Below are 23,090 nucleotides of genomic sequence, written 5' to 3' on the forward strand. Positions count from 1 at the left end.
CCCGCAGAACTCACCGCAATTACGAAGGCTATTTACAAAATTGTCGCGCAAATTTAGGCACGGTGTTTGAAACCATTACGCGATTTTATCGCTTCAATCTTGGCGATAGTTGACGACAGAATCGGGGTTGCAGCAGTTTTGTTTTTAAAAACCAGTATCAGATCCGGTCTCAATGTTCGTATTGGCAAACTTGTTATGGGCGATCGCCATAACAAGTTCGAGCAATTTAGATCGATTTCCTTGCTAAGATCGGGATGCGATCGAATTTCCTCTCACACCCCATGCAATCCCCCACACTCGACACCCAACATCCGCCAGAACCGAAACTCATTGATGCTTGCGTGCATTGTGGGTTTTGCCTCTCGACTTGCCCTAGTTATCGCGTATTAGGGACAGAGATGGATTCGCCACGGGGGAGAGTCTACATGATGGATGCCCTGAATGAGGGCAAAATCGAACTCACACCTGCGGTTGTCAGTCATTTCGATAGTTGCCTCGGTTGCTTGGCTTGTACCACCACCTGCCCGTCAGGGGTGCAGTACGATAAACTCATTACGTCGATGCGATCGCAAATTGCCCGCAATCATCCTCGCCCATTGGTAGAGCGGTTGTATCGACAATTTATATTTGGCTTATTTCCATATCCCAATCGGTTGCGGTTGTTGCTGATGCCACTATTTATCTATCAGAAACTCGGCTTGCAAAAACTCGTTCGTCAGACGGGAATTATCGAGAAAGTATCGCCCCATTTGGCGGGGATGGAGTCAAATTTACCCGAATTATCGCTCAGTACATTTCAAGATACGCTCCCAGCATTAGTTCCCGCTCAAGGTACGCAAAGATATCGGGTGGGGATGATTTTAGGTTGCGTGCAAAAGTTATTTTTCGATCGCGTCAATCAGGCTACAGTCAGGGTATTAACCGCTAATGGTTGCGAAATTGTGATTCCGCCAGCTCAAGGCTGTTGCGCCGCGCTACCACACCATCAAGGGGAAGAAGAGCAAGCCAAAACTCTCGCCAGACAGATGATCGATAATTTTGAGCACGCGAATGTCGATGCGATTATTATCAATGCGGCTGGCTGCGGACATACCTTAAAAGAGTACGGCGAATTGCTCCAAGACGATCCTGAATATCTCCAAAAAGCGATCGATTTCTCCGCTAAAATTAAAGACGTTCAAGAATTTTTGGCAGAAATTAAATTAACTACGCCACTATCGCCGATTTCTAACGAACCACTCGCGCTCGTTTATCAAGATGCTTGTCACTTATTGCACGGGCAAAAAATTAGCATCCAACCCCGTCAACTGCTCAAACAAATCCCCAATGTATCGCTCTCAGAACCCTTAGATGCGGCTTTATGTTGCGGGAGTGCGGGCGTTTATAATATGCTCCAGCCAGAGACAGCTAACGAACTCGGAGCGCAAAAAGTTAAAAATCTCGTCAATACGGGGGCGACGATTATTGCCTCGGCAAATCCTGGCTGTACACTCCAAATTGCCAAGCATCTAGAACTCCAAGGACATCAGACTAAAATATTACACCCGATCGAACTGTTGGATCTATCGATTAGAGGGGTTAAACTGTAGGGTTGTTAACTTCGGCTTCGCTCAGTTAACGCTGAGTTTTAAAGTTTGCGCTTGTCTAATGTTGACTGAGCGAAGCCGAAGTCAATGCTTACGCTTATCTAATCTAACGTTGACTGAGCGAAGCCGAGGTCAATGTTATTAATAATCGCTAAATCCAATTAAAGATCCAAAAATCCCAGAGTCGCAGACTTAACGCGGTTCTTTCAATCGATAATCCCAGAAATACGGGCAACCAAAATACAAAACTAGCCGCGACACCAAAAATTGTCGTCAAGCCTAATGCTCGTAATAATTTAGAATTACTCCGCAGCCAAATATCGACAAACCAGGCTAACCCCATAATAGCAAATAAAATGGCACCCATATAATGATAAATATATAAGCAGCGAGTTACTCTCACCCACGGGAGTAAATTTGCGGCATAGTTAACCAGTACAAATAAGGGAATGCTAATATAATTGAGATTTATTTCTTCGATCGGTACCAGAATAACTCGATCGATATCTAAGAGCTTAACTGTCGATTGCACGCGGTTAACAACTACCCAAATAGAACCAAAAACCGCCGCTAGAGCTAACCACCATAACAGTGGATTACCCATTGCGTGGACATCATAAAAATAGTCGTTTTTGTACTCGGTAAAATAATAAGCTAATGGGCGCATTAATAACGGCCAAGTATACCAATTGGCGCAATAAGGATGTACGCTAGCACCATTACCTATCTCTTTATGGTAATTGAGAATTGCCCGTTGAACATCGATAAAATTAGGCGTAGGATTCTGAATTAGGTGGGGAATCCATAATAAACTATAAACGACGATTGGTAAAATTAATAGGCTGAAAAGAAGTTGAATCAGTCGCAGCTCGGCAAGTCGATCTAATAGTGAATTAGTAAGTATCGAAAATTGCCGATCGGATTTAATTATTTTCCAAATTCTGGCAATGAATATTAAGATATAGATGCCGAGCAAAAACCACAAACCATTCCATTTACAGGCGGCTGATGCTCCAAAAGCAACTCCCGCACCGAGTAGTAATAAGAATCGACGATCTGGATTAGCTCTAATGGTTATTAATACTAATAGCTGTCCTAATAATCCAAAGAATATCAAGAAAATATTATTTAGAGCATAACGAGAATCGATTAGAAATAATCCATCTAAACTAATAAATAAAGCTGCGATAAAAGCATAACTCAATCGCTGATTGAGTTGATAAGCTAAAGCAGCAACTAATGGCGGAATAAATGACCCAAATAACGCATTCATCCACCGATAACTAAACGTAGAACGGAGCGAACCAGTTAATTCATTAACATTATCTCGACCGATCGGCAATCGATCGCCAATCCAAATTCCGATCGCAATTAAATATTGACTCAGCGGCGGATGTGAATTAAAAAATTTGGTATTAGTCAGGTAATTGTTGGCAAACTTAGCATAATAAACCTCGTCGAATACAAATGAGTTAAATCTTTCTAATCCCCAAAACCGCAAGAAGATGGCGATCGCACAAACACCAATTAGTCCCCAAGCAGCAAACTTCTGATTATCTTCTGTATCTAAGTTTAAATTCACAAGCGAAAATAAGTAGATGACATCCTCAAAATGACAACCTATTTTGAGGCTAGTTGCCAGGGTAACTGACGATATTTAATATAATAACCGATCGCACTAATTAACACGATAACTACCGCCCCTAAAGCCAAGAGATTGGGCAGCCAAAATACAGCATCGATATGATTGATTTTACCCGGTTTGAGTTGCCATGTTATTTGCCGAGCATCACTACTGGCAATCGTTGTAGCATTTTGGCTGGCGAGACTTTTTACGCCCCAAGGGCTAGAAATGCTAAAATCTAGATTGACAGCATTAGCAGCATCGATCGAGACTTTAGGATCGGCGACATCGATCGATAGCGATCTCAGATCGATATCGTAAGTGAGATGATTTCTAGTTATTAGCAGCAGATTACGTCGTTCGATCTGGATCTGTGATTTAGTTTCAGATTGCGGAGATCCTGGGTTAAAGTAGCGATCGATCTTAGTAACTAATTCTTGAGGGTTATTAAACGGAATTGTGACTTTATATTCACGATCGCTCAAACGTTCTAATCGACCTTGTGCTTGCATCGTCCGCTGTCTGATACTGGCGATCCAGGTTTTGACAGCATTTTGACTGAAAGTATTTAATTGTTCGCCCAGTTGAATATGTTCGACAATTTCGCCATCGCTAAGATTGGAAAAATTAATACTAGTATCGTACTTGACACACCCAGATAAGCCGATCGCGATCGTCAAAAATATAATTACCAATTGTCGATTAATTAGTTTCGACAACCACTTAGTAAATCTGCTCATATCTCTACCAGCTAGCATTTTCATATTCATCTTGCTCGATCGCGATTTATGTTTGCGAAGCTGCGCCAACGATCTTATCAGAATTACTCGCCTTTATCCTCGAATGACGATCGATAAGTAGTATCGCTGACAGGATAAAAATCAATTCTCAAATTTTTGCGGATAGTCGTGGTATAATCAGAGGCTTTGCAATTGCTAATCGATCGCGTCTATGAAAGCTCAAACTATCGCTCGTGAGTTGGCTCTGCTAGCCCTACCTCAATTATCGAAGGCGCAAAAGAAGTTAGCGCAATCACAACCCCGCCAATTGCAGTTGACTCTAGAAGAGATGATGCTCAATGCCATCTCTACCCTGCGAGAAGAAACCCAAGAAGCACTAGAAGCCGCAACCGCCGAATTACAACGCAGTACCGACCGACTTTTAAACAGCCAAACCAGAGCTAGTGACGTGGAAAGTGCTAGAGTAATGACCGCAGAAGCGATCGCATTAGTTCAAAAAGCGATCGACCGACTCGGACAAGCCTTAGAGATGCCCGAACTCATCAATAATTTCAACCGTCCTGACGTTCGCAGTTACGCGCTCGAACTATTAGTCAAATCTACCGAAGAAACTGCGGGGATCGATACACTTTTGAGTAAAAGTATTGTAGATTGGCAGCTAGGTCGATTGCCAAAGATCGATCGTGATATTCTCCGGTTGGCAGTTACCGAAATCGCCTATCTTGGTTTGGAAGAACGGATCGCCATTAATGAAGCGATTGAACTCGCAAAGCGGTATAGTGACGACCAAGGACGTAAGTTAATTAATGGGGTGCTGCGTCGAGTTACCGAACAACTCAAATCGGGTGTCTAAATTGTGCGATCGAACACCTAGATTCTGTCCAATTTTGTCTTCTACTAAATATCTTAACTTTTTTGACAACTAAGCTGTCGATCGTTTAATTTACAGATCTTGCTCACCTCCTAACTTAACAACAGCTAACTAATCGATTATGGTTTTTAATTGGTTCCGTCGCAAATTCGATAACTCTGAATCCGAGCCAGCACCAGATCCCGAACTGGTAGAAGAAGCTGCTGTGGCAGTACCAGAGGAACCAGCGGCAGCGGAACCAGTCACAGCCGACACAGAAATTGCGACAGACTATTTAGCTTGGGCAAAAGCGGCTTATCAGAATATCCAACAACAGGAAGCACCCCCAGCGGCGGTAGTAGCAACAGTATCTGAAGCTAGCGAACCAAGCCAGCCGAATGTAGCAGACATCGCCGCCGAAACTGAACCAGCCACAACAGTTGACACGCCACCCGTTCTGGCTATTGATGAAGATGAGGAAAACATCCCCATCTGGGCGCGAGACAACCGCCAGCAGCGATTAGAACAGCTCAAGGCTACAGCAATCGAAACTGTCGAACCAGCGGCATCTAACGCCGATATCGCCCTCGATGACGACTTCTTATGGTCGGCTAAAGTCCTCGCCGACCAAGGACGCACTCCAGAGCAAGTATCATTAGACGAGATTAACTGGCTCAAAAAATTACGTCAGGGTTTAGATAAAACTAGACGCGGATTTGTCAATCAATTTAAAGCTCTCATCGGTCAAGGCCCCCTGAATGCCAATGCGGTAGAATCGATCGAGACTTTATTACTCCAAGCCGATGTTGGTGTCGAAGCTACCGATTATGTGATCGAGACATTGCAAGCAAAACTCCGCCAAGAATCGCTCCCCCCAGAAGAAGCCGTCGCCTATCTCAAACAAATTCTGCGCGACTTACTTGACAAGCCTTATCAAGCCAACTATACCCAAGAATTTCTCCCCGTCCAAAACGAACTAAATATTTGGCTGATTGTCGGAGTCAATGGAGTGGGTAAGACTACCACTATTGGTAAACTCGCGCACATGACTCAGGCTTCGGGTTATAAATGCCTAATTGCGGCTGGCGATACCTTCCGCGCCGCCGCCGTCGAACAAGTCAAAGTGTGGGGACAACGTAGCGGTATTGAAGTAATTGCCAACCCCGGACAAAATACCGACCCCGCCGCCGTAGTTTACGATGCCATCAGTGCCGCCCGATCGCGTAATACTGAGTTACTATTAGTCGATACCGCTGGCAGATTGCAAAACAAAAAAAATCTGATGGATGAGTTGAGTAAGATCCGTCGGATTATAGACAAGCAAGCCAACAACGCTCGGATAGAATCTTTACTGGTTCTCGATGCCACATTAGGACAAAATGGGCTACGTCAAGCACAAGTATTTGCCGAAGCCGCAAAGTTAAGTGGGGTAGTATTAACCAAACTAGACGGAACAGCTAAAGGTGGTGTAGCTTTAGCAGTAGTCCAACAGCTTGGTTTACCGATTCGGTTTATCGGTGCTGGTGAAGGTATTGAAGATTTAAGACCATTTTCTAGTTACGAATTTGTCGAGGCGTTATTAAGTGGTTAAGAATTATAAATGATGAATTACGAACCACAATTTGCATCGATAGCGGCTCTCGAAGAATCGATCGTCAATCTGACTCGCCAACAAAAAAAAACTCACGAACTCCTGAGTGGTTTGGGTTTTGCATTGCGAAGTTTTAAGAATCTCAATCAATTTTTAGAGTTGATTCCGCTGATGGTGACACGAGTTACCGATGCTGAAGGTGGAGCGATAATTCTATTCAAAAAGACTGGTCAATTACAAATTTATCAGTTGCATTGCCAAGGGGAAGGCAACTGTAATGAGCTACGCAAACAGATTGAAACAGCCATTTCAAAAACTCTTGCCGATGGATCTGACGTTAAGGAGAGCGGTTTTCATGCCGATATTTGGGACAAATTAGAAAGTAAAATCGAATTAGATCTCGACTATCCTATTCAGATTTTCCGCACGCCAATTCTACTCGAAAGTGGCGAACGCGGTCGATTGTACGTATTTACCCGCAACTCGAATTATGAGTGGACTGACGATCGTAAAAAACTGTTGCAATTAGTCGCCGATCAAACAGCAGTAGCGATCCATAATGACGAATTAACGGTAGAATTACGTAAAAAAGAACGACTCGATCGCGAATTAGAAATTGGTGCCGAAATTCAAGAACGTCTGTTACCCAAGCAATTTCCAGATATTCCTGGCTTAGAACTCGCCGCCTGTTATCTCAATGCCGAGCGCGTTGGCGGCGATTATTATGATTTTATTCCCGCTAATTACGATCGACTCGCTAATAAATCTAGCAATGTCAGCAATACCAATAAATGGAGTATCACCATCGGCGATGTCATGGGCAAAGGTGTCCCAGCAGGGCTGATTATGACCATGACGCGGGGTATGTTACGTGCGGAGGTACTTAACGGTCATTCACCCGCACGCATCCTTCAGAACCTCAATCGCGTCATGTTTGCAGATCTAGAAAATTCTAGTCGGTTCGTGACACTCTTTTATTCAGAATACGATCCGACTACTCAAATTCTGACCTATAGCAACGCCGCCCACAATCCACCTCTATACTGGCAAGCAGCAACATCAAAAATTTTGCAGCTCGATACTGCTGGAATGTTGATTGGGTTAGATGCCGATTCTCAATATGAGGAGGCTCATGTTCGACTCCAGCAGGGCGATACCATTATCTACTATACCGATGGTTTTACAGATGCTGCCGATCGCAATGGCGAACGGTTTAATGAGGAAAATTTAACTCAGACTTTTCGGAATGCCTGCGAACGAGAGTTAAGTTCTCAAGCTACTCTAGACTATATCGTCGCTACGCTCGATAAGTTCACCAGCAACGATCGTACTAATGGGGATGATATGACGATGGTAGTTTTGAAAGTAAGGAGTTCGGAGATGGGAGATGGGAGTTTGGAGTTCGGAGATGGGAGTTCGGAGATGGGAGTTCGGAGTTCGGAGTTCGGAGTTCCAAACCCTAAAGCCTAAAGCCTAAAACCTAACACCTACTTCAATTTATCGATCCACTCTCGTGCCTGCTGGTAGCCGCCGAGATCTTGTTGTTGCTGAAATAATTTCGCGGCTCTACCGAGATCGGCTTTGGCTCCGCGTCGATCGCCCAAACCGTGTCTGCTAATCGCTCGATTATAATAGGCATCAGCGAAATTGCGATCGTAGCGGATCGATCGATTGAAATCGCGAATCGACGCACCGAGATTGCCCGCCATTGCGTTGACATTGCCTCGTCCATTGTAAACATCGGCATTATTGGGCGCGAGTGCGATGGCTCGATCGAAATCCTGGAGAGCTTCTGGCAGCTTGTTGAGCATCGCTCTGGCAAATCCCCGATTGCTGTATCCTTCGATCTGGTTGGGGTTAGCTTTGATAAATTCTGTGTAATCTTCGATCGCCCCAGCGTAGTCTTCCTGTTCCTGTTTTTGTAATCCCCGATCGAGCAAACTGTCTGTCGCTGGAACTATACTAATTTGCGATCGAGTTAATTCTGGTGTAAGTATGTAGCCAAATACTTTCTCTGCCTGGGATAACTCAACCGCACCAGTGAGGGCAACGAGTAAAATAGCCGTTTGAATGGACTTCATAGACTTTACATATTGAAGGCACATGTTTCAACATTATAGCAAATTTTCGATCGAACTTTAAAGGAGATGGGCGATGGGAGACGGGGGGACGGGGAGACGGGGAGACGAGCGATTACTGAGAACATTTGTAGACTAAAATTAAATTTATGTATCGGCATTGGCAAACATCTACCGATAAAACCATATAATTGTTAAAATTAGTGAAGAATTTGCAACATACTGGGAAAACGCAACCGTCATGGGTCGATTAGGGGTTTTACTGCTGAATTTGGGCGGGCCGGAGCAATTATCGGATGTGCGTCCGTTCTTGTTTAACCTGTTTTCCGACCCAGAAATTATTCGGATTCCGATTGCGGCACTGCAAAAGCCGCTAGCTTGGATTATTTCGACATCACGATCGAAGAAATCTCAAGCCAATTATCAGAAAATTGGTGGTGGTTCGCCACTGCGGCGGATTACCGAAGATCAAGCACGGGCATTAGAGACTCAATTGCGATCGCAGGGTGAAGATGCCAAAGTTTACATTGGGATGCGCTACTGGCACCCATTTACCGAAAATGCACTCGCTCAAATCAAACAAGATGGAATCGAGCAATTAGTAATTCTCCCGTTGTATCCTCAATTTTCCATCAGTACGAGCGGTTCTAGTTTTCGACTGATCGAAAAAATTTGGAAAGAAAATCCCCAACTCCAACCGCCGCAATACACGGTAATTGCCGATTGGTATCAAGAGCCGGGTTACCTCAACGCGATGAGTGCGTTGATTGCCACCGAAATCGATAAATGTCCGAATCCCGATCGCGCACATGTGTTTTTCAGCGCGCATGGCGTACCCGTAAGCTACATCAAAGAGGCTGGCGATCCGTACCAAGCCGAGATTGAAGACTGCACCAAGCTGATTATGCAGACACTGGGGCGCAAAAACGAACATTCCCTAGCGTATCAAAGCAAAGTCGGCCCCGTTGAATGGCTCCAGCCCTATACCGAAGATGCGATCGTCTCACTAGCCGCTCAAGGAGTCGATGAATTAGTTGTCGTCCCGATTAGCTTTGTCTCCGAGCATATCGAAACCCTCGAAGAAATCGATATCGAATATCGAGAAATTGCCGAAGCAGCAGGCGTTCATACCTTCAACAGGGTACCTGCGTTGGATACCAACCCCGTTTTCATCCAAACACTGGTCGATCTAGTCCTCCGGGCTGCCGCAGCCCCCAGCCTGGACATCGATACCGTCACCCAGATGAAGAAAAAAATTAAGATGTATCCCCAAGAAAAATGGGAGATGGGTCTGACGACTGCGGCTGAAATCTGGAACGGTCGGCTGGCAATGTTAGGGTTTATTGGTGTCATTGTTGAAATATTCTCTGGTCGCGGCCCATTACATTTATTTGGGATACTTTAGATTAGGGGATAGGGAATAGTGAATAGTTTGCACTGAGCGATAGCAGTAGTACAGCAGCTCATTACGGAGATGCGTGGATAGTGGATGATAACGATCGGATTTAATTATTCCCTATTCCCTAATCTCTACTTGTGCTGAGCGAAGTCGAAGCATCCCCTATCCCCTATCCCCTATTCCCTTCATAAAGATGAATATTCAACGTTGGATCGCCAGAAGACAAGCTAAATGGCAAGACCTAGATAAATTACTCCAACGCGCTCAACAGCGCGGGATTAAATCGTTAAATGCCAAGGAAATTGCGACGCTAGCCAGCTTGTATCGATCGGTAGCCGCAGATTTGGCACGAGCTAATACCAACCAAATCGGTCAAACGATCGTCCAAGAACTCCAAGCATTAACGACTCGTGGCTACAGTCAAATTTATCGCGGTTCTAGGCGACAAGAATTGCGCGGTGCCATCGATTTTTACCTGTGGAAATTACCGCAAGTATTACGCGAAACTTGGGGCTACACCGCAGTTGCCTTCGGAATATTCTTAATTGGTGCCCTAATTGCCTGGTGGTTTGCTTGGCAAGATGCGAGTTTTATGTCTTTAGTCGTACCTCAAAGTATGATTGAAAAAGTCCGCGATCGACATCAGCTTTGGATGGGTTCGATTTTGGGTACCGAGCCGTTTGCCGCGAGTAGTATTGCGATTAATAATCTCAGTGTGGCTTTTCGGATGGTCGGTGGTGGTATTCTCGCCGGATTTTGGACGATTTATGCCCTATTTTATAATGGGGTCTTAATTGGTGCTGTCGCGACATTAGTGGGTCAAAACGGTCTGGCTTATCCATTTTGGGCGTTTGTTTTTCCTCACGGCGCGTTAGAGTTACCTGCTATTTTTATTGCGGGTGGTGGGGGTTTATTAATTGCGAGGGGTCTATTATTTCCCGGTAGATATCGACGGCGGGATGCATTGCGAATCTATGGTGGGCAAGCAGCACAGTTGGTAATGGGGATTTTTCCCATGTTGCTAATTGCAGGTGCGATCGAGGGTTTCTTTTCACCTCAAGAAGTTATTCCTAGCCCGTTTAAATATTTGGCGGGTACGGGATTATTTATATTATTAATTCTCTATACATTACGTCGCGATGTTCCAGAGGAACGGCTCTGCCAACGATCTCAAGAAATACCTAGTAGTTATATTAAGAACGCTTAGAAACTCGACTTTTTAGAGCTAGAGACAGAAACCCGACAAGACAGTCGGGTTTCTGTCTCTAGCTCTGTGAGTGGGGTTTACTGGTTAGGTTCAGAAAACCAGAAGATCTGTAGGTTGGGTTGAAGAATGAAACCCAACACATTCAACCTCCTACGTCAATTCATTAAGAATTTAGTTCTTTCGGAACGACTTTAACGATCCGATCCTTGCCATCGCGTAAGATTCGGACTTGAATTTGTTCGCTGACATGACTATTTTCCATCACATCTTGCAACTGATTGGCATCGTGAATTACAGTGCCATTAACATCGAGAATCGTATCGCCTCGGCGCATTCCGGCTACAGATGCGGCGGTATTTGGCAATACTTTAATTACCAGCACCCCATTAACAGAAGGAATTTGGAAGAGGGCATTAGGGTCGTTATTATTCTCAGCAGCAATTTCTGGCGTGAGGGTGACCATTTGTACGCCCAAATAGGGGTGCGAAACTTTTTCGCCGCGCGCTAGTTGAGTGGCGATTGTTTTGGCTTTATCGATCGGAATAGCAAAGCCAATCCCGGTCGCGTCGGCACGGATGGCGGTATTAATGCCAATTACTTCTCCCTTAGCATTGAGCAGGGGGCCGCCTGAATTACCCGGATTGATTGCTGCATCGGTTTGGATAAAGTCGAGGCGTTTGTCGGTCATCCCGACGGTAGAACTGGCACGTTTGAGGGTGCTGACGATACCTAATGTTACAGTATTATCTAGTCCGAACGGGTTACCGACCGCGATCGCCCAATCGCCGACTTTGACTAAATCTGAGTTGCCCAACTTAACCGTCGGTAAATTTTTAGCACCACTGACTCTAATTACGGCTAAATCGGTGACGGGATCGACCCCTCGGACTTTACCTTCAAGGCTGCGTCCATCTTTGAGGATTACTGTCACTTTGTCAGCCCGATCGACTACATGAGCGTTGGTTAAAATTATCCCATCTCGATCGATAATAAAACCCGAACCCTGACCGCGTAATAGTTGCTGTTGGGGCAATCCTGTCAAGGCTTCATCGCCAAAAAATGGATCGATCCGGCGGGTAATCGTCCGCTCGGTGTCGATCCTCACGACTGCCGATCCGACTAACTCGACAGCCTTGCTGACAAAGCTCTCGCCACTATTCTCGGCGATGATGGCAGCGGCGGGCGGGATTGCGGCTAATACTGGTAGCGGCAAGTAGGTAGCAATAATTATCGCGATCGTGACGATCGCCCAACCTATTTTGGACAGTTTCATGTTGCACTCGACGATTGGTAATAACTCTTATTCTTTAATTGTGGCAATTTTTACGATTAATGTTAGCTATTTACAGCACTTTAGACAAAAAGCGGGGATGAAACATTGTTTCATCTCCGCTTTGATGTTACCTAACCAAATGGATTAACCGCGACCGCTAGGTGCGCGATTACGAGTGGGGGGGGTTTCTGGAGGTAATGGAGTTGTGAGGCTGGGGCTAGGCTTACAAGGACAGCCAACACCGCCACCAGCAATGACTAGGAATTGACCGAAGTCACCAGTTTTGCTGGAGATGCCATCATTCCAACCGATTCTTACACCTTGGGTCCCCAAAGCAGTCGCATCGTTATCGAATTTAGCTAACTGCGCGCCGCCATTTTTTTCGGGTACGGAGTAAACAGTGGTGGTACCTTTACCTTTTTGAGTTGACTCTAGATAAAGGCTATAGGGAGTACCAGATTTAAAGGTAAATTCAGCGAAAGGTTTTCTGACTGCTTTACCAGAGGTACCTGCGTAGTTTTTGCCAGGTCTATCTTGAGCGCGAGCTTCACTAATTAGGGGTGTTTTCTCGCCAGTCGCCAGATTAATTACGCCAAATGTCGATTGAGCGGCATTATTAGATTTCAAGAATTGAAATTCGATAATGGTATTGCGCTCGAATTGGATCGTTTGATTATTAAACTGCTCGGCAGCAGTGGCGATTTGTGTAAAGCTGCTAAGTGTGGCTGTAGCAATCGCGCTACAACCGATGAGCAGTTGACGGAATTTAGATAGTTGAGTCATTATTGTCAAGCCTGACTTGGTAATAGTCAATTGAGTCAAAGTTTTTTAAAGCAATTGGCAAGCACAGAGCGAATTTTCAAGATCGCTCTTTGCTACGATGCTAGCCCCGATTTGGGAATTTAGAGCGATGCGACCTATATTTGGAGCAGCTTTTTACCAAAGTTGGCTGCTAGTTGTCGAAGTCGATACACTACCGTTTTTGACAGATTCAATAAATTGTTTCGCTTCGGCTCTGGCAGCAGCAAGTTTGGCTGCGGCATCGGCTTCAGCAGTTTTAGCAGCGATTAATTCTGGGGTAGGAGCAGGAGCCTTGCCAATGGTATCGGCATTAGGACAGCCACAATCGGCGAGGTTGCCCACTGATTTGTCTACTGTAAAGCGGACGGTAGTATCATTTGCCGCAACTGGCTGTGCTGTTTCGGCTTTAGCTAAGTTCGCTACTGCTGTATCGAAATCAGATTGAGCCAGATCGATGTTGGAGACAAGCGTAGAAATGCGGCTGATGACGACAGGATTGGGGCCGATGGAACCGCCAATACCCCCGGTAGGAGCGTTGGTGGTGTTAACACCAGTAGCATTACTGGCATTAGTCGGCGGGTTAGTTTGAGCGAAACTAGCTGAAGGTACTAGTACGGTACAGGCTAGGGTCGCGATCGCGCTACAACCGACGATCGCGCGGTGATATTTAGATATTTTTAGCATGGACATTTAACCTGTTGTGATGATTGATAATCGATAATTGAAGCAGATGCAGATAATTCCCTGGCAAAAGTTTAGCGGCTTTAGAAGTTAAAAGATAGACTTGCACCTAAAACAAATCTAGCTCCATCGCCAGCACCCGTAATGTCGCGGATTGCGGGGGTGATCACGAGGGGGAAATTCTCAAATGGGGCGACCGATACGCCTGCGGCAAGATCTTGTCCCGTCCACTCGACTACCGCGCTAACGGGTCTGGCAACGCGAACGCCAACCGAACCAAATACATTAAGTCCGCTGCGATCTAGTCCGCCAAAGCGATCGAATGGTAAGAAGACACCGCTACCAACTCCGGCTGTTAGTGCCAAGCGGCTGAACGGATCGTTAATATCTTCGCGCGTGCGTAAGATTTTGGTACCGACAGCATAATAAGAGTTGTTGGGATAGTCAGAAGGGCCATTGCCGTTTCTACCGCCACCAAACTGAATTTTAGCAAATTGGTTCCAACCGATCGCGACCGCCGTATCTTCACCGATCCGTTTGTGGAGTTTGGCACTAAAACCACCGCTCCCGAATCCAGCACTAGAACCAAAACTATTCAAGCTGTAGGTTAGTTCCGCACCCACCGAGTTAACTGCATCACCTAAACCGATCCCAATTCCCGCTTCACCGTCGGATACATTACCAAATCTAGTCCGATTTTGATAACTAACAGATACAAAGACCAGATTTTTATCAGCACCAAACCCAACCGGATTAAAAATTGAAAAGGCTGGAGAACTCTTAGGTTGGTAGCTATTAAATTTATCGCCACCAGGCTGATTCTGGTTTTTGATGGTATCTAGCTCTCTCTTAATATCCTGGGTTTCCGAATTACCTGGAGTGGTGGGAGTAGCCGGAGTAGCCGGAGTAGCCGGGGTCGCCGGGGTAACCGGGGTAACCGGGGTGCTTGGCGTTGGCGGTGCGCTCGGTACTTCTGTCGGTGTTGGCGGTGGTGGTGGGACTTGAGCCAGAATGTCGCTGGCGACCATTGGTGTAGCTGTAAAAGTCTGCTGGCGATCGGTACTGGAAAGTTTACCCAAACTAGCAGCATTACCAGTTGCGGTATGGGCACTAGATCTGACTTCAGGGCTAGCATGAGTAGCTGACGCACCGAACATGGGCATCAGGCAGCAGCTAACATACCACAGTAATTTCTTCATGATTGAATTTTTTCCGAATTTTTAACGATTTGATGCGTAAATTTTGTGTGGCTAACTTTGAGATAGCAGCATGTCTAGTAGAAATGACAGCTAAAATGCTGAAATAAATTCAACTTTAAGATGTCTTCCGTATTTTACTAGATACTAACATGACCATGCCGAACATCATACGCCATATTGCTCTGCTGAGATATATTATGAGTATACTTTTGATGTTTGTACTTGACAAGGATACTGTCGATCTCAAGACCTGCGATCTCGATCGGTGTAAATTAATCGATCGAAACCTAGCAATATCTGGGTAGCTATCTCGATAAGATAATTAGCCTAGAAGCTAGCGGTTGCGAGTCTCTAGAGCTATCGGTCTACTCGCTCGATCAGTCTAAATGAGTTGAGTATTTATTAATGATGAAGATAGTTGGCTACTTCAGCAAAAACACTTATAATACATTATTTTAAATTTTTACTAAAACTAGATTACTATCGATCGCAGATTGGCGGATTTCTTTAAAATCTACCGATCGGATTGCCTTAAATATCTCCAGTGGAGGATAGGGTCAACGATCGACCAGATCGCGATCTGACAAGTTTATTAAGAATAGACTTGTTAATTTAATTGTTCCCACTCAATCGCCAAAATTAACGTTTGAGTCAGAACAGATCTGAGCCGCAATCTTGAAGCAGATCGAAACTGACAATCTCAGCGATTCAGTTGCTGGTGGGGAATGTGAGATAATTAGATCGAGGAGCCAATTTTCTCCACAGCAAAAGCTACATTAGTGAATAATTTACTACAGAATGCCCACAGCGATCGCCGCCTCAAATAATATTAGTGCCTTCCCCCTGAGTGCAGTGGTGGGACAAGAAGCAATTAAATCAGCACTGCTGTTAGCGGCTGTCGATCCAAATTTGGGTGGAGTTGCGATCGCAGGCGGTCGCGGTACGGCTAAATCGGTGATGGCACGAGCGATTCATTCACTATTACCACCCATCGAAATTACGGTGGGTGGGGTGAGTAATTGCGACCCGAATGCTCCGAGTGAGTGGGATGATAAATTATTAGAGGTACGAGCGGCAGATCCCGATTTAGAAATACCCACTGCCATAATTCCGGCTCCATTCGTCCAAATTCCCTTAGGTGTAACTGAAGATCGGCTGTTGGGTTCGGTCGATTTGGATAAATCGGTACAGGAAGGAGCTTCAGTATTTCAGCCCGGATTACTCGCACAAGCGCATCGCGGCGTATTATACATCGACGAAATCAATCTCCTCGACGACCAAATTTCTAATCTGTTACTGAGTGTCCTGACCGATGGACGCAACCAGATCGAGCGCGAAGGCATTAGCTTTCAACATCCCTGCAAACCGCTGCTGATTGCCACCTACAATCCCGAAGAAGGCTCGTTGAGAGAACATTTGCTCGATCGGATTGCCATTTCACTTTCGGCTGATGGCGCGCTAGAAATCGACCAACGGGTCGAAGCTGTCGGACAAGCAATATCTTATGCAGCTTCGCCACAAACTTTTCTCGCTCAATATACCGAAGAAGTCGATAATCTCAGAACGCAGATTCTACTGGCGCGGGAATGGCTCAAAGATGTTCAGATTACTACCGAACAGATTTTGTACCTAGTTACCGAAGCTCTGCGCGGCGGCGTAATGGGACATCGCGCCGAATTATTTGCCGTGCGCGTTGCCAAAGCAGCGGCGGCTCTGGAAGGACGCACTAATGTTAATGCTGACGACTTGCGCCGAGCGGTAGAACTCGTCATCGTTCCCCGCGCCACGGTAATTCAAACCCCTCCAGACGAAAATACCCCACCGCCACCGCCACCACCACCGCAACAACCTCAACAATCCGAGCAAGAGCAAGACGAGCAGGAGGAAGAGGAAGAGAATGAGGATGACGAGCCGGAAAATGAAGACCAACCCGAAGAACCACCGAATATTCCTGAAGAATTTGTCTTTGATATCGAAGGCGTAATTCTCGACGATACCATCCTGGCTTTTGCCCAAACCGCCCAACAAAAACAGGGCAAATCTGGCAGCCGGAGCATGGTATTTTCTGAAGACAGAGGGAGGTACGTTAAACCCATTTTACCCAAAGGCAAAGTCCGCAGAATTGCCGTAGATGCGACACTCAGAGCCGCAGCACCCTACCAAAAATCACGCCGCCTGCGTCAGCCCGATCGCAAAGTCATCGTCGAGCAGGGCGATATTCGCGGTAAAAAATTAGCTCGTCGATCGGGTGCGCTGGTAATATTTGTCGTAGATGCATCGGGTTCGATGGCTCTGAACCGGATGCAGTCGGCTAAGGGTGCGGTCATGCGCCTGCTCACTGAAGCTTATCAAAATCGCGATCAAGTAGCGTTAATTCCCTTCCGAGGCGAACAAGCCGAAGTACTACTACCACCGACAAGATCGATCGCGATGGCAAAACGCCGCCTCGAACGCCTCGCTTGTGGTGGTGGTTCCCCATTAGCTCATGGTTTGACTCAAGCCGTACGGGTGGGTGTCAACGCTCAAAGTTCCGGCGATATCGGACAAGTGGTAATTGTCGCCATTACCGACGGACGCGGAAATGTCCCGTTAGCACGTTCTTTAGGCGACACGATCGATCCCGATAATAAGCCAGATATCAAACAAGAATTACTAGATATTGCCTCGCGAATTCGGGCAATTGGGATTAAATTATTAGTAATCGATACCGAAAATAAATTTATTTCGACAGGTTTTGCCAAAGAATTAGCCAAGCAAGCTAATGGTAAATACCATCATCTCCCCAAAGCTACCGAACAAGCGATCGCCGCTACAGCCATGAGTGCGATCGGCGATATGCGGTAAATTAGTTGTATTTTGTAATGTGGACATTCTTCATTGACTTTAGAGCTAGATGAAATCATCGCCATTCTAGATAAAGGTTTAAGGGAGCAACGCCGAGCTAGATTATTGTATCGGTCTAACTCTATGCCTACAGCAAAAATTGAAAGCTAATTTCAGCAGTATTAAAACAACCTATAAGCACTCAATGAATAAAAAAAATTTCTGTCTTAATGCCAGAAAAAGTTGATGTTATCTTAAATATTTATTCTAAATTTATGCCATCTTCCCCTCAAGAAACCTCGCTCAAGCCGCTGCTAAAGTGGGCTGGAGGAAAAAGATGGCTGATACCTAAATTGCTAGAACTATGGCAGCCAAACGATCGTTGTCGTCTGGTAGAACCTTTTATGGGGAGTTTATCAGTAGCCTTAGGTTTAAGACCGAATCGCGCGCTACTCAATGATGCCAATATCCATCTAGCCAATCTTTATCATCATCTACAGCAAGGATTACTAGTAAATATCGAGATGAAAAACAATCGCGACTTTTACTATGAAATGCGATCGCGATTCAATCAACTCACTCAAACCAGAAAATTTGACACGAGCGAAGCTGCCCAAATTTTCTACTATCTAAATCGTACCGGATTTAATGGACTGTGCCGCTTTAATAATAGTGGAGAATTTAACGTTCCTTTCGGCAGCTATAAAACGATTAACTACGCGATCGACTTTAGCGATTATCAAGCCATATTGCAAGCCTGGGAAATTACGGTTGGTGATTTTGAACGTCTAAAATTAGAACCAGACGATTTTATTTACGCAGATCCACCATACGATGTGCAATTTACTAAATACAGTCAAGACGACTTTAAATGGGAAGATCAAATCCGGCTGACTCAATGGCTGGCAAAACATCCGGGTAAAATTGTCTTGTCGAATCAAGCAACCGATCGAATTATCGATCTTTACCAAAATTTTGGGTTTACGATCGATATAGTAGATGCACCCAGACGCATCTCTTGTAATGGCGATCGTCGCCCAGCTAAAGAAGTTATAGCGTGTAAGGGTTTTTAACCGATGTCTAAAATTGGTGTCAATACAGGAAAAATATTCGAGCAGCTTTTCGATACGGTATTGCCAGTACAAGGCTATCGAATCTTGACTAAGGACGAGTATGTACCATTCTTGGTGCCAACTATTAGCGGTGGAAAGCATCTACCAGATCGAGTGATAGAAACACCAGATCTACGTTGGTTAATTTTATCGAAGAAATGGCAAGAAACAGCAGGTACAGCCGAGCAGAAGGTTCCTTTTGAAATAATTAAGTTAATTGATGCCATTAAAAATAGTAATGGTAAATTTCCCTATGCTTATCTAATTATAGGAGGAGAAGGTTGGACTCCAAAATTAAAAGAAGCTTATTTGAATGGAGATCTTAATAAATATATAAATGGGACTGAATTAGTTAAGGTTGTTAACCCAGAACGTTTCCTTACTTTAATTAATCGTAAAATTTTGTAGTGATGTAGAATGGGGATTCACGAACATCGAAGATGTAGGGTGGGCAATGCCCACCATCTAATTTTTATAGCGAAATCATGCTTCCGATCGCTGAGAAAATAACCCTAAAATCGGGCCGAGAATCGCACCAAACACGAAGCCGCCTGCATGTGCCCAATAGGCAACACCACCATTTTCCATACCGACATTAGTACGCGGTGCGAGGGTGGCAAAACTATATAATGCTTGTTGAAAAAACCAAATTCCTAGATAAAAATAAGCCGGAATTCTCGTGAAGAACGGAAAAATTCCGATCGGAATTACCGTTTTGACACTGACATTGGGAAAGCGAATGATATAAGCTCCCATTACACCTGCGATCGCACCACTAGCACCGAGTGAGGGTATCTGCGAACCTTGACTGAAAAACCACTGTGCTAAACCAGCAAGTACGCCGCAAGTTAGATAAAAGAATAAGAACTTTAAATGTCCTAATTGGTCTTCGACATTATTACCAAAGATCCATAAAAACAACATATTACCAGCGATGTGTGCAAAGCCACCGTGGAGAAATTGAGATGTAATGAGAGTTAATACTTCTGGTGGTTCGCCGCCGCGTAAAAGTGGATAAGGAGTCCCGGCAAACGCGGCTGTAAGCTGCTGGGGGACGATCGCCCATTGATAAAAAAAGTTGGTTAAACCATTCTCGGCGAAGCTTAATTCGTAGATAAAGACTAGAACGTTAATTGCAATTAGCGAATAGGTGACAAACGGCGTAATTCTAGTGGGATTGTCATCATCAATTGGAAACATATCAAGTCAGGGGATAGGGGATAAAAAATATTGCTCGATCGATCTCAAGAATATAGTTGATAAAATCTCAAGCCAGTCCGATCGCAATACTTCTCGGTTAATCTAAAAACTAATTAGTCCGCGCAGGCTGACTTTGCATCATTAGCGGCGACTTCAGTCGCTAGCAGTTCTTAAACGAGAAGTATTGAGTCCGATCGGGCAATTTCTGGCATGGTAACATCTCGATCGAAAACTACCAATAATTTAACATCGATGTCATCTATCCATTGACGATGGGGCTGTTGGCAAAACTACCACCACGCTACTAAATTCCAGCCTCTTTTTTTACCCCCAACCCACTCCGGGCGCGATGGTTAACGAGCGACTAAAACATAAATTGCGCCGACTACTGTCGCACCGCCACCAATCCGAAATAGCAGTTGTTGAAGTTTGGGCTGGTAACGATCTATTCCCAATCCGATCCCAATTCCGGCGACATGTAATAAGGTAGTCGAAATAATAAAACCAAACCCATAGGCTAACCCTGATGCGGTTTCGGGCATTTCGGCTCCATGTGCGTAACCGTGAAAAATTGCAAGTATCCCAACAATTCCCGCGCTCAGAGCTAGTGGGAGCCTAACAGCAAATAATAGCAACATCCCCAGGATAAAATCGGAAGCGACAATCCCCTGCTCCACACCAGGTAGTGGTAGCCCAAAATGCCCCATAACGCTGCTACCAATCATGGCGGTGATAAATGCACCCGGAACCAGCCAGAGTGCCTTCCCGCCCATCTGAGCCGCCCACAAACCAACGGCCAGCATCGCCAAGATATGGTCTAAACCGCCGATGGGGTGTTCTAGTCCGTGCCAAAATCCAGTTACATCGCCAACTCCGGTATGGGCACTAGCTATCTTGGGAATCCAGAGCGAGATCGAGATCGCACCAGCTAAATACTGCCAAAATTGATTTTTTTTCATCTTGCTTGAAGATTCCTAAATTATCAATTAATTTAACACCAAGATGGCTAGATGCTGGATGTCTGTTACGTTACAAAACATTAGTCCTCCTCGATATTTTCAACCTCAGTCTCGGCGGGGAGTGCGGCGACGATCGCATCAATTACCCGCGCCACTTGAATAATTTCCATCCCCACATCAGGGAAAATCTGATGTCCTTTGGGGACAATTGCCCGTTTAAAGCCTAATTTAGCTGCCTCTTTCAGCCGTAATTCTAACTGCGATACTTGGCGTACCTGTCCGCCCAAGCCAACTTCACCGATTAAAATTGTAAAGGGAGCGATGACTCGATCGCGAAAACTGGCGACGATCGCGATCGCAATCCCCAGATCTACAGCAGGTTCCGAGACATTTAACCCCCCCGCCGAAGCAACATAAGCATCTAACTTCGAGAGCGGAATCCCGACTCGTTTTTCTAATACTGCGAGAATTTGCGTCAGACGGTTCTGATCGATGCCCGTACCCGCCCGCCTAGGCGATGGATAACTCGTCGGACTTACCAACGCTTGCAACTCGACGACAATCGGTCTAGTGCCCTCACAAGCGACGACAATGGAGGAGCCTGGAGCCATTCCCTGACGATCGCCCAGAAACAGCTCAGACGGGTTGTCAACCTCTCTCAACCCCCGATCGACCATTTCAAACACTCCCACCTCGTGGGTGGCTCCAAAGCGATTTTTGGTCGATCTCAGCAGACGATGGGAGGCAAACCTGTCGCCTTCAAAATAAAGTACGGTATCGACCAAATGTTCTAAAACTTTCGGCCCCGCGATCGCGCCTTCTTTAGTCACATGTCCGACAATCAGGAGGGTAATATCTTCCCGTTTGGCAACTTTCATTAACGCCGCCGTACATTCTCGCACCTGTGCCACCGATCCGGCTGCCGATGTCAGCGCGGGAAAGTACACCGTTTGGATACTATCGATCACGGCAACATGAGGTCTTAATGATTCTAACTCTCTGAGAATTTCCTCTAAATCTGTCTCTGCTTGGACGTATAAATTTGCGCCATCGGCGATTGTTAATGGTTTTGCGCCCTCAGTTGCCGCACTTTCTTCGCCCTCTACTTCGCCCTTGGTTCCTTCTACTCCCAAGCGTGAAGCTCTAAGTTTGACTTGTTTCCCCGATTCTTCCCCACAGACATATAAGACTCGATAATGCTTAGACATCAAATTGGCAGTTTGGAGCAATAGAGTAGATTTACCAATCCCCGGATCGCCACCGATTAATACTAGCGAACCTGGTACGATGCCACCGCCCAAAACTCGATCTAGTTCGCCAAAACCGGAAGCCCAACGCTCTTCTTCCCCATCGACAATTTGGGGGAAAGTTAGTGCCGCCAAAGGATGCGGAGCCTCATTCGATCGACCGTTAGCACTTTTGGCACCAAGTCCCCTCGTCGCCGATGCAGGTGCTTGTTCGATCAGCGAACCATAAGTATTACAGATCGGGCATTTTCCATACCACTGCGGGGATGTCGATCCGCATTCATTACAAACGTATGTCGTACGCGGCTGTTTTGCCATCTTTAAATTAGGGAATAGGGGGTAGCGAAAAGTGCATTCTTGGGGTTTCCCCAAGTAGAGCACCTTTTCAAGACAGGGGATAGGGGATAGGGAATAGGGAATTACACCCCACTCCAAATCCTAGTCGGATCGGGCGACCATTAAGCAATCTTTAGATATCGGGCAATTCTCATTAAAAAATGTTAAGGGTTTTGAAGCGGCGAATGACGCAATTCTGATTTCTGAAGGGGTTTGACTGCACCAATTTAGTTGAAATTAATGATAATCTTAATCTTAGGATGTTAAAAGTTAACGTTAAAAAAATTACCACTATACGATAGGAGCTTTGATAAGCTTGGAAAATCATAAGGAAACTATTCTAGTCGTTGATGATGAGGCTAGCATCCGTCGCATTTTGGAAAC

General features: G+C 45.4%; 19 protein-coding genes and 1 pseudogene. 10 read left to right on the forward strand and 10 right to left on the reverse strand.

Going from position 1 to position 23,090, the window contains the following annotated elements:
- Positions 1 to 281: 281 nt before the first annotated feature.
- Positions 282 to 1,589, forward strand: a complete 1,308-nt coding sequence (locus Q0R35_RS16595) for a (Fe-S)-binding protein (protein ID WP_295620909.1) — start codon at positions 282 to 284, stop codon at positions 1,587 to 1,589.
- Positions 1,590 to 1,737: 148 nt separating this feature from the next.
- Here Q0R35_RS16595 and Q0R35_RS16600 read toward each other — a convergent pair whose 3' ends face one another.
- Positions 1,738 to 3,168 (reverse strand): phospholipid carrier-dependent glycosyltransferase, encoded by a 1,431-nt coding sequence (locus Q0R35_RS16600; protein WP_295620912.1) that lies wholly within the window; start codon positions 3,166 to 3,168, stop codon positions 1,738 to 1,740.
- 38 nt (positions 3,169 to 3,206) lie between these two features.
- Positions 3,207 to 3,980, reverse strand: a complete 774-nt coding sequence (locus tag Q0R35_RS16605) for a DUF3153 domain-containing protein (RefSeq protein ID WP_295620915.1) — start codon at positions 3,978 to 3,980, stop codon at positions 3,207 to 3,209.
- A gap of 181 nt (positions 3,981 to 4,161) precedes the next feature.
- Here Q0R35_RS16605 and nusB point away from each other — a divergent pair, with 181 nt between their 5' ends.
- The 3 genes from nusB (at position 4,162) to Q0R35_RS16620 (ending at position 7,861) form a co-directional block, all read left to right on the forward strand.
- Positions 4,162 to 4,803, forward strand: coding sequence for a transcription antitermination factor NusB (gene nusB / locus Q0R35_RS16610; protein ID WP_295620917.1), 642 nt, complete (start codon positions 4,162 to 4,164; stop codon positions 4,801 to 4,803).
- A 139-nt stretch (positions 4,804 to 4,942) separates the two neighbouring features.
- Positions 4,943 to 6,391 carry a signal recognition particle-docking protein FtsY gene (gene ftsY, locus Q0R35_RS16615; RefSeq protein WP_295620920.1) on the forward strand — a complete coding sequence of 483 codons (1,449 nt, stop codon included), beginning with the start codon at positions 4,943 to 4,945 and terminating at the stop codon, positions 6,389 to 6,391.
- 12 nt (positions 6,392 to 6,403) lie between these two features.
- Positions 6,404 to 7,861 (forward strand): PP2C family protein-serine/threonine phosphatase, encoded by a 1,458-nt coding sequence (locus Q0R35_RS16620; RefSeq protein ID WP_366944929.1) that lies wholly within the window; start codon positions 6,404 to 6,406, stop codon positions 7,859 to 7,861.
- A gap of 17 nt (positions 7,862 to 7,878) precedes the next feature.
- Here Q0R35_RS16620 and Q0R35_RS16625 read toward each other — a convergent pair whose 3' ends face one another.
- On the reverse strand, positions 7,879 to 8,472 hold the full coding sequence (locus Q0R35_RS16625; RefSeq protein WP_295620926.1) for a tetratricopeptide repeat protein: 594 nt from the start codon (positions 8,470 to 8,472) through the stop codon (positions 7,879 to 7,881).
- A gap of 238 nt (positions 8,473 to 8,710) precedes the next feature.
- On the opposite strand from Q0R35_RS16625, the gene hemH reads away from it, so the two are divergent.
- Positions 8,711 to 9,874: a ferrochelatase gene (gene hemH / locus Q0R35_RS16630; protein ID WP_295620929.1), complete on the forward strand. Its 1,164-nt coding sequence runs from the start codon at positions 8,711 to 8,713 to the stop codon at positions 9,872 to 9,874.
- A 187-nt stretch (positions 9,875 to 10,061) separates the two neighbouring features.
- Positions 10,062 to 11,075, forward strand: a complete 1,014-nt coding sequence (locus Q0R35_RS16635) for a stage II sporulation protein M (RefSeq protein WP_295620932.1) — start codon at positions 10,062 to 10,064, stop codon at positions 11,073 to 11,075.
- 163 nt (positions 11,076 to 11,238) lie between these two features.
- Here Q0R35_RS16635 and Q0R35_RS16640 read toward each other — a convergent pair whose 3' ends face one another.
- The 4 genes from Q0R35_RS16640 to Q0R35_RS16655 all read right to left on the reverse strand — a co-directional run bounded on the left by Q0R35_RS16640 (position 11,239) and on the right by Q0R35_RS16655 (position 15,029).
- A complete protein-coding gene (locus tag Q0R35_RS16640) occupies positions 11,239 to 12,348 on the reverse strand; it encodes an HhoA/HhoB/HtrA family serine endopeptidase (protein ID WP_295620935.1) in 1,110 nt (369 codons plus the stop codon).
- A 144-nt stretch (positions 12,349 to 12,492) separates the two neighbouring features.
- Complete coding sequence (locus Q0R35_RS16645) at positions 12,493 to 13,131, reverse strand: hypothetical protein (RefSeq protein ID WP_295620939.1); 639 nt, start codon at positions 13,129 to 13,131, stop codon at positions 12,493 to 12,495.
- A 153-nt stretch (positions 13,132 to 13,284) separates the two neighbouring features.
- On the reverse strand, positions 13,285 to 13,833 hold the full coding sequence (locus tag Q0R35_RS16650) for a hypothetical protein (protein WP_295620942.1): 549 nt from the start codon (positions 13,831 to 13,833) through the stop codon (positions 13,285 to 13,287).
- An 80-nt stretch (positions 13,834 to 13,913) separates the two neighbouring features.
- A complete protein-coding gene (locus Q0R35_RS16655) occupies positions 13,914 to 15,029 on the reverse strand; it encodes a hypothetical protein (RefSeq protein ID WP_295620945.1) in 1,116 nt (371 codons plus the stop codon).
- 798 nt (positions 15,030 to 15,827) lie between these two features.
- Here Q0R35_RS16655 and bchD point away from each other — a divergent pair.
- From bchD to Q0R35_RS16670, 3 genes are all read left to right on the forward strand, one after another.
- The gene (bchD, locus tag Q0R35_RS16660; protein ID WP_295620949.1) at positions 15,828 to 17,873 is read left to right on the forward strand and encodes a magnesium chelatase ATPase subunit D; all 2,046 of its coding nucleotides are present in this window, start codon (positions 15,828 to 15,830) and stop codon (positions 17,871 to 17,873) included.
- A 254-nt stretch (positions 17,874 to 18,127) separates the two neighbouring features.
- Positions 18,128 to 18,925, forward strand: a complete 798-nt coding sequence (locus tag Q0R35_RS16665) for a Dam family site-specific DNA-(adenine-N6)-methyltransferase (RefSeq protein WP_295620952.1) — start codon at positions 18,128 to 18,130, stop codon at positions 18,923 to 18,925.
- A gap of 3 nt (positions 18,926 to 18,928) precedes the next feature.
- On the forward strand, positions 18,929 to 19,372 hold the full coding sequence (locus Q0R35_RS16670; RefSeq protein ID WP_295620955.1) for a PD-(D/E)XK nuclease superfamily protein: 444 nt from the start codon (positions 18,929 to 18,931) through the stop codon (positions 19,370 to 19,372).
- A 75-nt stretch (positions 19,373 to 19,447) separates the two neighbouring features.
- Here the strand turns inward: Q0R35_RS16670 and Q0R35_RS16675 are convergent, their stop codons facing one another.
- From Q0R35_RS16675 to radA, 3 genes are all read right to left on the reverse strand, one after another.
- Positions 19,448 to 20,164: a rhomboid family intramembrane serine protease gene (locus Q0R35_RS16675; protein WP_295620958.1), complete on the reverse strand. Its 717-nt coding sequence runs from the start codon at positions 20,162 to 20,164 to the stop codon at positions 19,448 to 19,450.
- Positions 20,165 to 20,517: 353 nt separating this feature from the next.
- A complete protein-coding gene (locus Q0R35_RS16680) occupies positions 20,518 to 21,123 on the reverse strand; it encodes a HupE/UreJ family protein (RefSeq protein ID WP_295620961.1) in 606 nt (201 codons plus the stop codon).
- A gap of 80 nt (positions 21,124 to 21,203) precedes the next feature.
- Positions 21,204 to 22,688, reverse strand: a complete 1,485-nt coding sequence (gene radA / locus Q0R35_RS16685; RefSeq protein WP_295620964.1) for a DNA repair protein RadA — start codon at positions 22,686 to 22,688, stop codon at positions 21,204 to 21,206.
- 325 nt (positions 22,689 to 23,013) lie between these two features.
- Here radA and Q0R35_RS19605 point away from each other — a divergent pair.
- Positions 23,014 to 23,090: pseudogene (locus Q0R35_RS19605) on the forward strand (DNA-binding response regulator); the annotation flags it as partial.

Source organism: Chamaesiphon sp. GL140_3_metabinner_50 (genome assembly GCF_025361915.1).
Classification (GTDB): Bacteria; Cyanobacteriota; Cyanobacteriia; order Cyanobacteriales; family Chamaesiphonaceae; genus Chamaesiphon.

Excerpts from the sequence above, each read along its gene's own strand:
- Q0R35_RS16620 (WP_366944929.1), top strand. The coding sequence starts at position 6,404 with ATGAATTACGAACCACAATTTGCATCGATAGCGGCTCTCGAAGAATCG.
- hemH (WP_295620929.1), top strand. The coding sequence starts at position 8,711 with ATGGGTCGATTAGGGGTTTTACTGCTGAATTTGGGCGGGCCGGAGCAA.
- Q0R35_RS16675 (WP_295620958.1), bottom strand. The coding sequence starts at position 20,164 with ATGTTTCCAATTGATGATGACAATCCCACTAGAATTACGCCGTTTGTC.
- radA (WP_295620964.1), bottom strand. The coding sequence starts at position 22,688 with ATGGCAAAACAGCCGCGTACGACATACGTTTGTAATGAATGCGGATCG.
- Q0R35_RS16665 (WP_295620952.1), top strand. The coding sequence starts at position 18,128 with ATGCCATCTTCCCCTCAAGAAACCTCGCTCAAGCCGCTGCTAAAGTGG.
- Q0R35_RS16635 (WP_295620932.1), top strand. The coding sequence starts at position 10,062 with ATGAATATTCAACGTTGGATCGCCAGAAGACAAGCTAAATGGCAAGAC.
- ftsY (WP_295620920.1), top strand. The coding sequence starts at position 4,943 with ATGGTTTTTAATTGGTTCCGTCGCAAATTCGATAACTCTGAATCCGAG.
- nusB (WP_295620917.1), top strand. The coding sequence starts at position 4,162 with ATGAAAGCTCAAACTATCGCTCGTGAGTTGGCTCTGCTAGCCCTACCT.
- Q0R35_RS16640 (WP_295620935.1), bottom strand. The coding sequence starts at position 12,348 with ATGAAACTGTCCAAAATAGGTTGGGCGATCGTCACGATCGCGATAATT.
- bchD (WP_295620949.1), top strand. The coding sequence starts at position 15,828 with ATGCCCACAGCGATCGCCGCCTCAAATAATATTAGTGCCTTCCCCCTG.
- Q0R35_RS16680 (WP_295620961.1), bottom strand. The coding sequence starts at position 21,123 with ATGAAAAAAAATCAATTTTGGCAGTATTTAGCTGGTGCGATCTCGATC.
- Q0R35_RS16625 (WP_295620926.1), bottom strand. The coding sequence starts at position 8,472 with ATGAAGTCCATTCAAACGGCTATTTTACTCGTTGCCCTCACTGGTGCG.
- Q0R35_RS16655 (WP_295620945.1), bottom strand. The coding sequence starts at position 15,029 with ATGAAGAAATTACTGTGGTATGTTAGCTGCTGCCTGATGCCCATGTTC.
- Q0R35_RS16670 (WP_295620955.1), top strand. The coding sequence starts at position 18,929 with ATGTCTAAAATTGGTGTCAATACAGGAAAAATATTCGAGCAGCTTTTC.
- Q0R35_RS16650 (WP_295620942.1), bottom strand. The coding sequence starts at position 13,833 with ATGCTAAAAATATCTAAATATCACCGCGCGATCGTCGGTTGTAGCGCG.
- Q0R35_RS16645 (WP_295620939.1), bottom strand. The coding sequence starts at position 13,131 with ATGACTCAACTATCTAAATTCCGTCAACTGCTCATCGGTTGTAGCGCG.
- Q0R35_RS16605 (WP_295620915.1), bottom strand. The coding sequence starts at position 3,980 with ATGAATATGAAAATGCTAGCTGGTAGAGATATGAGCAGATTTACTAAG.
- Q0R35_RS16595 (WP_295620909.1), top strand. The coding sequence starts at position 282 with ATGCAATCCCCCACACTCGACACCCAACATCCGCCAGAACCGAAACTC.